The organism is Clostridium polyendosporum (assembly GCF_018332455.1).
Classification (GTDB): domain Bacteria; phylum Bacillota; class Clostridia; order Clostridiales; family Clostridiaceae; genus Clostridium_AY; species Clostridium_AY polyendosporum.
The window spans coordinates 50,639-64,909 of record NZ_BOPZ01000002.1 but is presented as its reverse complement, the minus strand read 5'-3'; the positions used below and the strand labels follow the sequence as shown (position 1 = coordinate 64,909).

General features: G+C 31.8%; 14 protein-coding genes and 1 pseudogene. 2 read left to right on the top strand and 13 right to left on the bottom strand.

The window, feature by feature from the left end; all coding sequences use genetic code 11:
- Positions 1-288 precede the first annotated feature (288 nt).
- Complete coding sequence (yjeM, locus tag CPJCM30710_RS01405) at positions 289-1,803, top strand: glutamate/gamma-aminobutyrate family transporter YjeM (RefSeq protein ID WP_212902383.1); 1,515 nt, start codon at positions 289-291, stop codon at positions 1,801-1,803.
- Between the two features lie 631 nt (positions 1,804-2,434).
- Here yjeM and CPJCM30710_RS01400 read toward each other — a convergent pair.
- Both CPJCM30710_RS01400 and CPJCM30710_RS01395 read right to left on the bottom strand, forming a co-directional pair.
- Positions 2,435-3,685, bottom strand: a complete 1,251-nt coding sequence (locus tag CPJCM30710_RS01400; protein WP_212902382.1) for a GntP family permease — start codon at positions 3,683-3,685, stop codon at positions 2,435-2,437.
- Between the two features lie 218 nt (positions 3,686-3,903).
- Positions 3,904-4,389 (bottom strand): spore coat protein, encoded by a 486-nt coding sequence (locus CPJCM30710_RS01395; protein ID WP_212902381.1) that lies wholly within the window; start codon positions 4,387-4,389, stop codon positions 3,904-3,906.
- Between the two features lie 470 nt (positions 4,390-4,859).
- Between CPJCM30710_RS01395 and CPJCM30710_RS01390 the strand changes: the two are divergent.
- Positions 4,860-5,210: pseudogene (locus CPJCM30710_RS01390) on the top strand (GerW family sporulation protein); the annotation flags it as partial.
- A gap of 201 nt (positions 5,211-5,411) precedes the next feature.
- Here CPJCM30710_RS01390 and CPJCM30710_RS01385 read toward each other — a convergent pair.
- The 11 genes from CPJCM30710_RS01385 to CPJCM30710_RS01335 all read right to left on the bottom strand — a co-directional run bounded on the left by CPJCM30710_RS01385 (position 5,412) and on the right by CPJCM30710_RS01335 (position 14,243).
- The gene (locus CPJCM30710_RS01385) at positions 5,412-5,618 is read right to left on the bottom strand and encodes a DUF1657 domain-containing protein (protein ID WP_212902379.1); all 207 of its coding nucleotides are present in this window, start codon (positions 5,616-5,618) and stop codon (positions 5,412-5,414) included.
- A gap of 24 nt (positions 5,619-5,642) precedes the next feature.
- Positions 5,643-5,996, bottom strand: a complete 354-nt coding sequence (gene spoVAE, locus CPJCM30710_RS01380; protein WP_212902378.1) for a stage V sporulation protein AE — start codon at positions 5,994-5,996, stop codon at positions 5,643-5,645.
- 19 nt (positions 5,997-6,015) lie between these two features.
- The gene (gene spoVAD / locus CPJCM30710_RS01375) at positions 6,016-7,017 is read right to left on the bottom strand and encodes a stage V sporulation protein AD (protein ID WP_212902377.1); all 1,002 of its coding nucleotides are present in this window, start codon (positions 7,015-7,017) and stop codon (positions 6,016-6,018) included.
- Entirely contained in the window at positions 7,018-7,497 is a 480-nt protein-coding gene (gene spoVAC, locus CPJCM30710_RS01370; protein ID WP_212902376.1) for a stage V sporulation protein AC, read from the bottom strand.
- An 11-nt stretch (positions 7,498-7,508) separates the two neighbouring features.
- Entirely contained in the window at positions 7,509-8,369 is an 861-nt protein-coding gene (locus CPJCM30710_RS01365; RefSeq protein ID WP_212902375.1) for a DUF421 domain-containing protein, read from the bottom strand.
- Positions 8,370-8,382: 13 nt separating this feature from the next.
- On the bottom strand, positions 8,383-8,589 hold the full coding sequence (locus CPJCM30710_RS01360; RefSeq protein WP_212902374.1) for a DUF1657 domain-containing protein: 207 nt from the start codon (positions 8,587-8,589) through the stop codon (positions 8,383-8,385).
- Between the two features lie 218 nt (positions 8,590-8,807).
- The gene (gene aguA / locus CPJCM30710_RS01355) at positions 8,808-9,842 is read right to left on the bottom strand and encodes an agmatine deiminase (RefSeq protein ID WP_407644968.1); all 1,035 of its coding nucleotides are present in this window, start codon (positions 9,840-9,842) and stop codon (positions 8,808-8,810) included.
- Between the two features lie 473 nt (positions 9,843-10,315).
- Positions 10,316-11,785: an aminotransferase class I/II-fold pyridoxal phosphate-dependent enzyme gene (locus CPJCM30710_RS01350; RefSeq protein WP_212902372.1), complete on the bottom strand. Its 1,470-nt coding sequence runs from the start codon at positions 11,783-11,785 to the stop codon at positions 10,316-10,318.
- A 334-nt stretch (positions 11,786-12,119) separates the two neighbouring features.
- The gene (locus CPJCM30710_RS01345; protein ID WP_212902371.1) at positions 12,120-12,887 is read right to left on the bottom strand and encodes an epoxyqueuosine reductase; all 768 of its coding nucleotides are present in this window, start codon (positions 12,885-12,887) and stop codon (positions 12,120-12,122) included.
- Between the two features lie 143 nt (positions 12,888-13,030).
- Positions 13,031-13,357: a DUF1904 domain-containing protein gene (locus CPJCM30710_RS01340; protein WP_212902370.1), complete on the bottom strand. Its 327-nt coding sequence runs from the start codon at positions 13,355-13,357 to the stop codon at positions 13,031-13,033.
- 244 nt (positions 13,358-13,601) lie between these two features.
- Entirely contained in the window at positions 13,602-14,243 is a 642-nt protein-coding gene (locus tag CPJCM30710_RS01335; RefSeq protein ID WP_212902369.1) for an undecaprenyl diphosphate synthase family protein, read from the bottom strand.
- Between the last annotated feature and the right edge of the window lie 28 nt (positions 14,244-14,271).

Genomic DNA, 14,271 nt, shown 5'->3' with positions numbered 1-14,271 from the left:
ACATCGTCTTTATATAGATACACAACTTCGTAACTGAACTTATAATTCTTGAAAAAGCATTGCATGTCGAGTCTATTTTCAGGAACTATTTAAAGATTGAAGTTGTTTATCTTTAGTTACAATTCAGTAAGATTCTAAAGTTATTCCAATTAAATAATTAACAATATTCAACAAAAAAATCCAAACTCATAATTCTCTTTTACAGTCATTGCGCACTATATTGATTTCAGTATAATTATATATTGGTTATAAAGTTATGTGAAATCTACATTCAAAGGAGAACAAATTATGAAATCAGATGTAAACGTTAGTAAAAAATTAACATTAGTACCATTGGTATTAATGATTTTTACATCAGTATTTGGATTTGCCAACATGCCTAGATCATTCTACTTAATGGGCTATAGTGCAATTCCTTGGTATATTTTATCCGCAATAACATTCTTTATTCCTTTTGCATTTATGATGGCTGAATATGGTGCAGCATTTAAGAATGAAAAAGGTGGAATTTATTCATGGATGGAAAAATCCATTGGACTTAAATATGCTTTTGTAGGAACATTCATGTGGTATGCTTCATATGTAGTTTGGATGGTTAACACCTGTTCTGCAATATGGATTCCATTATCAAACGTAATATTCGGAAAGGATACAACTTCAAGCTGGTCACTACTAGGACTAAATTCAACTCAAACTTTAGGATTATTAGGTATAGTTTGGATTCTACTAGTAACATTAACAGCATCAAGAGGTTTTGAAAAAATAACTAAAATAACTTCAATTGGTGGTACTGCGGTAGCATTATTAAACATTGTATTATTAGTTGGTGCAGTAGTTGTTTTAATAGCAAATGGCGGACATGCAGCTCAACCTATTACTGCTGAAACTTTTACACAATCTCCTAATCCTAAGTATGGATCCCCATTGGCTGTTTTATCATTTTTAGTATTTACGATATTTGCTTATGGTGGTATAGAAGTAGTCGGAGGTTTGGTGGATCAAACTGAAAATTCTGAAGTAACATTCCCTAAAGGGATTACAATTGCTGCAATTATTATTGCTATAGGATATTCATTAGGTATATTTTTGTGTGGTATCTTTGTAAACTGGAATGATGTATTAGCTTCAAAGAATGTACATATGGGTAACGTTGTATATGTAGTAATGAAAAACTTAGGATACCAATTAGGCCAAGGCTTTGGATTTAGCCAAAGTACTTCCTTAATTATTGGTGCTTGGGTAGCAAGATTTGCTGGATTATCAATGTTCTTAGCATTTACAGGAGCTTTTTTCACATTATCTTATGCTCCATTAAAGCAATTAATAGAAGGTACTCCAGCTACATTTTGGCCTAAGAAAATGAGTAAAATTGAAAATAATATACCCAAAAATGCATTATGGATTCAATGCGTCATTGTAGCAGCCTTTGTGTTACTAGTATCATTTGGTGGAGAAGGTGCTTCTCAATTCTTTAATAAATTAGTTTTAATGACTAATGTAGCTATGACACTTCCTTACCTGTTTATAGGTGGTGCATTTGCTCCATTTAAAAAGAAAACAGATATTAAAAAGCCTTTTCAAGTTTTCAAGAGTTATAATAGCAGTTTAATTGCTACTATCGTTGTTACTCTTACTGTAGGATTCGCTAATTTGTTTACAATAATAGAACCTGCAACAAATGGTGATATGCAATCTACATTATGGATGATTTCTGGACCTCTATTCTTTACAATAGTTGCATTAATAATGTACAGCAACTACGAAAAGAAAACAAAAAAAGAGCAAAACTATAAAGTTGCATAAAATTATTAAATAATTTTTGAAAAAATTGTTTTAAATTTCTTGTATATAATAAAGATAAAAGGGTTAGTATAATAACGTAGGGTACGTAACGGTTGAGCCAAGACTTATATATGTTCTATATATTAGTATATATATAAGTCGGCCAAAGATTATATATAGGTCGTTATTGGCTTTTATATAGTCAGAGGGAAGATTTTATATTGTGGGGAAAAGCTTTAATATAGTCGAATAGCATTGATTATATTAAGGTTCCAACTTATAATATAAGGTCGAGCTAAGATTATACAGAGTATTGATGACTTTTAGTCTAATGATCAATGGGGATCAATTATGGTCATGTATAGCCGAAAGGTTATATATGGTTGTGTAGATATTTTGTATAGTCGAACGAACCATCATTATTAGTAATGACCTGCTTGATTATAGTCGAAAGATTATTGTTAGGTAATAAGTTATTTATAGTGGTGTAAGGTAGATCGTTACGTGCTCTATATTATTGTTTTATATTTTAAAATCTATATTGTATATTTAAAAAAGTAGTACTGTAATACTGGTACTACTTTTATTTGTTATCATTTGAACTAAAGCTATGCAAGCTCGATGTCTGTTTATCTTTATTATATTTATTAATCTACATTATGAATCCAAATATTATAGTTGATATTATTGTCATTAATAAACCTATTAATAATTCATAAGGTATAAGCTTTAATCTTTCCTTCATATCCATAAACACACTTCCACCAGTAGTATGAAAAAAGCTTCCATGAGGAAGATGATCTAACACAGTTGCTCCTGCATGTATCATCGCAGCAGTAGCTAATGGTTTAACTCCAAGCTGAAGTATCGTTGGCCCAAAGACCTGACTTCCCACAGCAGTACCTGAAGTTGTTGAAGCAGTTGCTCCTGACATTAAAATACCTGCCATAGGTGCTAACATAAAAGCTGGCAGTCCTAAAGTATTAAGTATATCTATAATAACATTCTTTAATTGTGAATTTGCAATGATTCCTGCTATTGCACCTGTACCAAGAAGAAGTATTACAACTCCGCTTATTTTTGAAAGTCCAATTGCAGCATATCTGTTTATATTTTTTATTTTTCCCATGCATAAAGCACCTACTACTCCACCGATTGGTAATGCTATAACAGGGTCTATACTAATCTTAAATAATGGTCTCAAGGATAATAATATGATTGCTACAAGTGGTCCAGCAATAGCTGTTAGAAATGCTGGTTTTATTTCAGAAGTTAATGCACCTTCACTTAAATCTACACTTGTCCCCTTCATTGATAACTTTTTTGCTATCAAGCAAGTAACTATAAGTCCTACAAATCCTGGAATTATACCTGCTGCCATAACAGAAATAAGTGGTACCTTAAAGCTATCTGATGCTGCTATAGCATTAGGGTTTGGAGACATTAAGTTTCCAGCTTTACCACCACCAATCATTGCAATAAGAATAGCTGTTTTAGTTAAGTTTATCCTTCTTCCAATACCCAATGCTATTGGTGCTACAGTTATAATTGCTACATCAATAAATACCCCTACAGAGGTTAATACTAAGGTCGCTATAGATAGAGCTATCAGGGAATTAGATTCTCCTAGTTCATCTACTATAGTTTCTGCAATTTTTGCTGCTGCACCAGATTCGATAAGTACTCCTGCAAGGACACCAGCTGTTAAGATTCTAAGTACTGCTGGCATTATTTCTTTTGTTCCATTAATCATTAAATCAACAGTTCCTATAAGCCCTGCTCCTCCCAATATTCCTCCTATAATTGCACCAAGTATTAATCCATATGCTGGATGAACCTTTTTAATAATAAGTATAATTGCTATAATTAGCCCTATGATTGCACCTAATGCTGTAACTTCCATAATTGATCCTCCAATTAATAATCATGATTCTATTTTTATTATCATTATAACTTCTAGTATATTATTGTTTAAATATTAATTATAATAACTTTTATAGTTTTATAAATAACATCTTATATTTAATCTTTAAGCTTTATCATAAAATTTCAAATTTATATTCAGAAATAATAGAAAAAATAGCACCAGGTAATCCCCTAATGCTATTTTTTCTATAAAATCTATTTTACATTATACATTCCATGACTTTGCATGTAGTTAAATAACTCTTCTCCATGTTTTTGTTCTTCTTGCTGAATATGTTGTAGTGTCTGTCTAACTTGCGGAGAAGCAGATTCAAAAATACCAATATCATAATTTCCTGAAACATGCTTCTCTGTAGCTAGTAAATCAGTACAGAGCATCTTATCATTTTGATTAACAGATCCTGGTACAGGATTCTGAGTTGAAGTTTGTTGCATTTGTTGATTTTGTTGTGATTGTTGACCTTGTTGGCTTTGATTTAAATTTGGTTGCTGACCTTGCAGTAATTGGTTGATAGTATTGTAATGTTGCTGTTCTGCTCCAGCCAATTTGCTGCAAAGCTGCTTTAACTGATAATCTTGAACTTGTTGAGAGTAGTTATTATATTTTTGGATACAAACTTCTTCTTGAGTTTTTAAGTCCTCTAAAATCATTCTTTCTTTTTGACTAAGTTGTATTTGCATATTTACCTCACCTCATAAATATTTTTAGTAAAAATAAAAATATTATACATTTCATCTAAAAATTTGATAGATTCTCATAGTCTAGATAATTTATTTATATGTACATTAACTTTGAAGATTTGAAAACTTATGAATATATTTCAATTAATATTAATGATAATAGTTGACATACTATTGATAGAGAAAGATAAGTTTTATTTACTGACTAATTATTAATTAGAGAGGTAATAATATGTTTTTTTTATTAATGCTAATAATTATACTCTTACTATTGATATTGTTATTAGAAGTATTTCCATTAAAAACTACTTTTGCTGCTAGTTCAGAGGTATTATCCGACTTGCGTATAGTCATATCATGGCTGAATCCAATGATTAAAGGGATCATATCAGGATACATTATTTTCAGACCTTAAAAATCTTGTAGATACAGAAACTGTTCTTGGTCATCCACTTTCCGTTGGAGATAAAACTTTAGTTCCTGTAATGTCTGTTACAGTAGGTTATGGTAATGCAGCAGATTCTCCAGGTGGTCTAGGTTTAGGTGCTAAAATTTCTACCAATGCAGTAGTAGTTATTGATAAGGAATCAGTGTCTATGCTTCCTGTTAATGAAAAAAGCAGTAATTTAGATATAAATCAGCTATTAGATAAAGTTCCTCAAACAATAGCAAATATAGGCCAAAGTATGAACCAGCAAGGTATGCAGGGTCAGGGAGGACAACAACAAGGTCAAATGCAGAATATGATGCAAGGTATTATGCAGAACCAACAACAAAATCAAAAGAATAATCAATCACAAAATACTACAAAAAAATACTAACTTATTGAAAAACAGCTGGATATACACTCCAGCTGTTTTATTTGTTTCCACTTCATTCATAAAGTGAAATTTGACTAAATTGATTAGAACCTATTTATAGTTAGTTTTATTTATTCAATTCAACTTATATAATTTATGTAAGTCTATATCAATAAAATTAAATAAAACTACTAACTACACTTTAGTTATAGATAAATAAAATTATTGTTGTTTATATTGAGGTTCTTGTTGCTCAATATATTGTTTTCTTCCTTCTAAGACATTAAGTGCACTATCAAGTTGCTGAGCAATTTGTTGAAAATCTTGTTTTGCTTGTTGATCTTGAGTTTCTAAAGCAAAGGTTTTCATTGTAGCAGCAGCACTTTGAATTCCTGCAATTGCTTGTTGCATTTGAGTTCCTACTGTCATAAATTTCACCTCCTTTCAATATATCTAACCCTTAGGCTTAAAAATTAGAGCAGCTAAAAAACCAAAAATTAAAGCGGAAGAAATACCTGCACTGGTAATCTCAAAAATCCCTGTTAGTATCCCAATAAAACCAGTCTGCTCTGCTTCCATCAGAGCTCCTTTTACTAAAGCATTTCCAAAGCTGCTGATAGGTACAGATGCACCGGCTCCTGCAAACTTTACTAAAGGTTCATACAATCCCATACCTCCTAGAATAGCTCCAACTACAACTAATGAACAAGTAGTATGAGCAGGAGTAAGTTTGAATACATCCATCATAATCTGCCCAATAACACATATTGCCCCACCTACTATAAATGCCCAAATAAACTTTTCCATGATATATGAACACCTCTTTTTACATTTCTATTGATACTGCATGGGCTATACATGGTATACTTTCTTTTTGCTGATATGACATTGGAGACATTAATGCACCTGTTGCAACAATTAATAGTCTTTTTAATTCTCCTCTTCTCATCCTATTAAGAAAATGACCATAGGTTACTGTGGCAGAACAAGCACAACCGCTAGCTCCTGAGAAAACTGGTTGGTTCTCTTTATATATTAAAACCCCACAATCTGTAAATTTTTCTGAAGGTATTATAATCCCATGTTTTATTAATAAGTTCGCTGCAATTTCATGGCCTACTTTTCCTAAATCACCAGTAGCAATAATATCGTAATAAGATGAATCTACATTTAAATCTCTAAAGTGAGCTTCAATAGTGTCTACTGCTGCTGGTGCCATTGCTGCTCCCATATTAAATGGATCAGAAATTCCCATATCTATTACTCTACCTATAGTCGCTGAAGTAACTCTAGGTCCATCTCCTTTACTTCCCACTACTGCTGCTCCCGCTCCTGTTACAGTCCATTGAGCAGTAGGTGGTTTTTGACCTCCATATTCAGTAGGATATCTAAATTGTTTTTCTGCAGCTGCATTATGACTGGAAGCACCTGCGATTACATAATTTGCAGCCTTACTGTCTACAATTAAACTAGCTAAAGCTAATCCTTCCATGGCACTTGAGCATGCACCAAAAACTCCGAGAAAAGGCATGCCTAGAGTACGAGCAGCAAAACTACTTGAAATAATTTGATTCATTAAATCTCCACTTAAAAAAAATTGAATATCCTCTTTTTTTAATCCAGACTTCTGAATTGCTCTTTCACATGCATGTTCTAAAAGAACTTTTTCCGCCTTTTCAAAACTATCTTGGCCTATCCATATATCTTCATGAAGTATATCAAAATCTTCTGCTAAAGCCCCTTTAGATTCAAAAGGTCCTCCCACAGCAGCAGAAGCAATTATAGTGGGATTAGATTTAAAAATCCATGATTGATGTCCTTTAATCACTTACATCCCACCTAACCATTTAATAGTAACTTTAATAAGTACAACTACAAAAGCTGCAAATACACCATAAACAATAACTGCTCCACCTATCTTAAACATATTTCCTGCTGTTCCTAAAACAAACCCTTCAGTTTTATGCTCAATAGCAGCAGAAGCTATAGAATTAGCAAAGCCTGTAACTGGAATACTTGTTCCTGCTCCAGCCCACTGTCCAATATGATCATAAAGACCTAACCCCGTTAGTAAAACTGAAATCATAATTAATACTGCCGATGTTGGGTTTCCAGCTGTCTTTTCATCAAAATTGAAGTAATTAATAAATGCCCATTGTAATCCTTGACCTATAGTACATATTGTTCCCCCTACCCAAAAAGCCTTTATACAGTTTTTCAAAACAGGTCTTTTAGGTTCTATAGTCTGGGCGAACTCTTGATACTGCTGTTGAGTTGGAGTTAATTTCTTCTTTTTTTTATCTGACATTAAATCACCTTCTATCTTAGTAAATAAGGTTTTAATTTTTTCATTACTTCTTCTAATTTTTTAGCATGATATAAGTACATGGATTTAGCATTTTCACTTTGTGTTTCTAATGCAAAAGACATAAGATCGGATTGAACTTTTTCTATATTAGCATAAAGTAACTCTTTGACCTTTGGCTGTGGAACTTGTATATTATCATCAAAAAGATCTATATATATCTCACCTGAAGAATCTACTTGAGCAATGAAGACATTCTCTAGTGCTACTCCAGCATTCTCCAGTTGTGTTTTAAGCCATTCTTGATTTAATCCCATATTTGTAAGACCTTCATTAAGTATATTTCCATCTAATATTATTGTTTGAGGCTCAACTTTTGGTGAAACTTTTGTCCCTAAATCATGAGCTGTAACTGGTTTTTTATCTGATTTTAGGCATATATTTATTTCTCCCGTTGACTCCATTATAGCGAATTCTACATCTGCTAAATTAAAAACATTTTTTGAACGTAATTCTCTTAAAAGTTCTTCTCCTGTAAGTCTTACTTCGCTCAAATTTTCTTCCATAACCTTACCATTCTTCATCAAAACCCACTGTTTTCCAGTAACTACATCATGTATCCACTTACTTTTCATACTTAAATAATCTAATGCAATGGGAAACAGTCCCCAAATAGCTAGTGCTATTAATCCAAAAAATAAATTAGTAATAATATTTAATGAGATTAAAGAGGCTATGATAGCAACAACTAAATAACAAATAAAATTAAAAGGTAACATATTAGATAAACTTCTTTTCCCCATAACTCTTGTTAAAACTAAAGTTAAAAAAAACAAAAAAATAGATCTCAATACTATTATTAGCAAGTTGTTCATTGTTTTACCTCGCTTAATTACCTTTATATTGTGGTTCCTCAAATTCTAGAGTTTTTATTCTCTCTTCTAAATCGTTAATAATTCTATCTGTAACCTTTAATGCTTCTTTATATACAGATCTAGCCTCTATAACTGGCTCTTGTATAGAATATATCCTTAATATCCCCTGAGTGCCCTTTAGGCTTGCAAGGGTACCTTTTACTTTAGAACTGACAGTCATATAAACACCTCTTTTCATAAAAACTGCTACAAGATATATTTTAACAATCAATCACAATTTTCATTCATAAATATTTTTATTAGCGATTATATTGTTATTTTATTGTTAGGTAATAAATTATCTATAGTGATTAAAGATAATTTATTACGTACTCTATTTACTTTTTATTAATTAAGAAATTCAACTTAGAGATGGGTTATGTTTACTTACCTATATAACTAAAGTTTTGCAGGACTTCCGTAAGGCATCTGTTGAGTAATGCAGTGCACATTTCCTCCCCCCTTAATAATTGGCATCCCATCAACGGGTACTATTTTTCTATAAGGATAAATATCTTGTAATATTTTAATTGCTTCCTTATCTGTATGTTCTGCATCTCCACCAAACACCGGTAAGATGATTCCTCCCTCAACAGGATAGTAATTTATATAACTTAATGTAAGTCTCTCACCATTTAGATACCTTGCAGGTGGTTGTTCAATTTGTATAATCTCAAACATTCTGTCTTTTGCATCTCTTGCATTTTCTAAGAGTTTTAGGTTTTCTATAGTTATCATGTAGTTAGGATCTTCTCTATTCCTACATACCTGAATTACTATAGTGCCTGGTTTTGCAAAACATGCAACATTATCAACATGACCATCTGTTTCATCTCCATATAGTCCTTTCTTAAGCCATATAACTTTTTCTACAGCTAAATATTCTGTAAGAACTTCCTCAATATGCCCCCTAGTTAAGTGAGGATTCCTTTTTCTATTCAAAAGACATTCTTCTGTAGTAATAAGAGTACCTTCCCCATCTACGTGTATTGAACCTCCTTCAAGAACAATTGGAGCATCAAATCTAGGTATTTCATAAAGCTCTAGTACTTTTTCAGCTACCTTATCATCCTTATCATACGGTGTATACTTTTCTCCCCAAGCATTAAATTTCCAATTAACTCCTGCAAGTTCACCTTTGCTATTAATAATAAAAGTAGGACCGTTATCCCTTATCCATGAATCATCATGTTCCATTGGTACAACTTTTACCTTTTCACCACACATTCTTTTTGCTTCTTCAACCATGTCCGCCCGCGCAATCATAATCACTTCTTCAAATTCTGCAATAACCTTTGCAACCTGTGAGTATCCTTTTTTAGCATTTTCTAATCCATGAGACCATATCTCTTCCCTTATAGGCCACTCCATAAATGTTCTTAATCGTTTTTCCCACTCTGCTGGCATTCTAAATCCTAACTTTACTGGTAACAACATAACTTATTTTTAACGAAGGAAGATATATAAATACCAAACCTTCATTAAAGCTCACCTCCTTCTTAGTAAAAATTCTAGCATTTAAAATTTACACTAGTAAAAATGATCAGTTATCAAGCCTGCTCATTTTTACCCAAACTTCACTTTGTAAATGGAATAAAATAAAACCATCCCTCATATTTTAAATTTTTTTATAAAGGGATGGTCTATTTATTTATCTCATATATCTCTTTTAGAATTTATATTACGAAAATATTATTTGTAATATATATATATAATTATCCAAAAAGCTCTGAAAAAATATAATACAAGAAAGCTTATGTACTAAAGATAACCAGCCTCACTCCTTAATAAAGCTAAGCAGGAATCGAACCTACTTAGCTTGAGTCAGATTTCACTTCATGAAATGGCAGTAAATCAATTCAGTCATGAAGTCATTTATCTATATATACATAAGCTTTTTTATAAATTTATTTAATATCTAAAACTTTTATATAATTTGTATAAGGATCTGAAGATCCTTGAATCTGGCAGTTTTGATTTTTTAAGATTGTAATATATTTAATTATATCTTTTGATAGCTGTTCACCAGGGCATACAATAGGTATACCCGGTGGATATGCCATTATCATTTCCCCCGAAATCTCTCCCACTGCATCTTCAAGCTTCACCACTTTTTTAGGACTATAGAATGCATTTCTTGGTGAAACTACAACTTTAGGATTATTAGGTATTATTATAGTTCCTAAGGCATCCTTATTATTTGCTTTTGAAGCTATATTAGCTAGAGCATCTACAATAATTTGTACACTCTTTTTTGTATCTCCTATGCTTATTATACCAAGGATATTGTACAGATCCGATAATTCAATTTGTATATTATAATCTTTTCTAAGAACAGATTCAACGTAATAGCCTGTAAGTCCTATATCTTTTAAATTAACTCCAATCTTTGTTTCATCAAAGTCATAGCAACCAGGTGTTCCAATAAGCTCCTTACCAAAAGCATATAACCCATTAATTTTATTTATTTCATTTCTTGTCCATCTTGCCAATTCTAAGGCCCTATCAAGCATTGCACATCCCTTTGTTGCAAGCTGTTTACGTGCTATATCTAAAGAACACATTAATACATATGATGCACTTGACGTGTAAAGCAGATTTAATATTTGTCCAACTCTGTCACTAGATATTATTGTACTCTTTAGCAATAATATAGAACTTTGTGTCATGGAGCCAGCCGTTTTATGAATGCTTGCAGCGCTCATATCTGCTCCAGCCTCCATAGCTGTAATTGGAAAGTCCTTATTAAAGCCCATATGTGCACCATGTGCTTCATCTACAATCACAGCCATACCTTTCTTATGAGCAATTTCAACTATTGATTTTATATCAGAGGCTGCACCATAATAAGTTGGGTTAATTATAAAAACCGCCTTTGCATGTGGATGTTCCTCTATTACCTTTTTTATATTATCAACAGTTACTCCCATCGGAATAGCTAATCTCGATGATATTTCTGGCTGTACATATACAGGTATTGCACCGCTTAATATAATTCCTCCAATTGCTGATTTATGTGCATTTCTAGGAATTATAACTTCATCTCCAGGATTACATGAACTCATAATCATTGCTTGGACTCCAGATGTGGTACCATTTACTAAAAAATAAGCTTTATCCGCATTAAATGCATCTGCAAAAAGTTTTTCTGACTCTAATATAGCTCCAGTTGGGTTATTAAGATAATCTAGCTCTTTCATTGCATTGGCATCCATACGAAGTACCTTGTCGCCTACATAATCTTTTAGTTCTTCTATACCCTTACCTTGTTTGTGACCAGGTACATGAAATTGAACTACCATATCATCTACATATTTTTTTACGGCATCAAATAATGGTGTTGTATCTTGATTTAGTTCTGACACTAAAAACCACATCCCAATATTAATAAAATAATTTAGCTACAAATATTAATCAAAGCTTGTACTAATAATAGATTATTCTCAATCCCACTAAAATCATGGTAAGTTATTTAGCTAATAAAGATAAAAAACTATTACTATTCTCGTTTTATCATATTATTTTGCATAATAAATTGTGCATCTATATTAAACTAAGTTTGAGCACGATTTAGAAGCATAGATTAAATATTAAGAAGATTTAACAAATCAGCGGTTTACTATAAGGCCTTAAATGTAAATATACTATAAAGAGCAACAAAGGGTACCTCTAAAAAAGAGATACCCTTTAATTAATTATTCCGATAATTAGTTACCTACCTTTTGTAGGGTTCCCCAGTGAACAAGGAACACCAACTAAGCACTTCCCACAAACATCTGACAACCCAATATCAGGATGCTTCTTGTCATTATATAAGCACATTTCATAACACCTATTTCTATTAAAATAATCAATTTTTAAAGCATCATTTACGCACCTATCTACACACTTTTTACAAATATTCTGATGTTTGTATAAACAATATTCTATATTATTTCTTTCTGTAGGCTCTATCTTCAAATTTGTCACTATACTACCTACCCTACCACAACATCCTTTATCTGTAATTAACATATTATTAAGCCCAAACTTCCCCAGACCAGCGATAACCGCTACATGTCTATGAGACCAGTCACTTATCAGCTTTTTCTTATCAAAATTATGTGTTGCAGGAATATTGGTTGCATCATATCCTAACTCCTTTAATTCGTCCTTAACAAAAATATTCAAGTCTGATATTAGCTGGTTAGTTTCTATGTAAGCAACTGCCCATAATTTTGAACACTCCCTACCTTCAATATTACTTTTAACTATAGCATCATCAAAAGGTATAAAATAAGTGATTACTGTTTCCGCATCCGGTAAAAAATCTTGGGGTAATGCGTGGGATGGACTAATAATTTCTTTAAGATCAAGAAACATGTTATCCCTTGCATTTGCATACGCTACAAGTGGTTGTTTCCACTTTGTTTGAATATTGTAGGATATAGAATATCTGTTTACAAACTTTTTTATTATATTATCAACTCTATTATGCATTTATCTTCCCCCAAAAACTATTTATCAAAAGACAATTTATAAAAGCAATATTTAAAGTAATTATAATAGGAAAGCAATCGGGGTATTAGTTTATTTAATACCCCTAAATATTTTACCAACTATGCTCTATCACCTATATTATATTAAAAGTGCTTACCATTTTCATAATATTTATTTTTATCTAGTGCTTTAAAAATTACATCTACATCCTTATAACCCATAGAATTAACATACTTTGTAACTATTAGTGCTGTCTTATCTTGAATTTCTTGACCTCTATCAAACCAGGAAATCTCAACCAAAGGATTTCCATCAACAAATTCTCCATCCTTTATAAATAATGACTGTACTACTTCTAAAGTGAAAGATTCTCTTGGACACTTTATTAGCTGTTGTAACTCATCTATTAACTCCGTACTTATAGTACAAATCTTTTTAGGTTCTATTGCTCTTAATCTTAATATCGGCATAATTAACACCCTCCATATGTATTTTAGATATTATTCTATCATAATTTAATAATAATTGTCTAAAACTAGATATACAAGTTAATATTGAATTAAGAATTTTAGGAAAAGTATTAAATGACAGCATATAAAAAAGCCACTTCATCCTCTAAATGAGGTGAAATGACTTTTATAGTGGACTGTTTGGAAGAAAACTATGTTGAGCTTATATAAAACTACTTATTATTTTAATCTCATAAGACAATTATTAGCCTCCAAGAGTAATATCCTGCTCATTATACCATCTCAATGCTTGAAAAAAGTGCTCTGGTTCAAAATCTGGCCAATAATCGTCTACTACATAAAAATCTGCATAGATTGATTGAACTGGCAGAAAACCACTTAACCTTCTCCTTCCTCCCCAACGTATAATTAAATCTACTCTTGATACATCATAAGATTTAATATAATTTATAATATTTTTTTTTGTAGGATCCCCTACCTTCAAGTGGTTTAGATCCCATTCCCAACCGTAATTCACTAGAAAATTAACTCTCATTCTTCCATTACCAAAAGCTTTTCTACTAGTAAAGGGAAGTAATTCTTTGGGGAACATAGGAGAATCTTTATTCCCAACTACAAGCAAAGATGCATCTTCTTTTGAAAGCATCTTTACTGCATTAATACAGGCATCAGTAAAAGCTTTTCTTTGTTCAGTTGGTCTTTTTGTATTATCTGTAGTAAATCCATAGTATGTTATCTCTTTAATACCGACCTGCTGACATAGTTTAAAAAGAACTAACCCTGGATCTAATCCTATTTCATATCCTTTTTCTTTAGAAAGTCCTTTACCCACTGCCCATCTTCTGTTCCCATCTGGAATAATTCCAATATGGTTTGGTATTCTCATCACAATCACCTCAAATTTGTGTAAATGC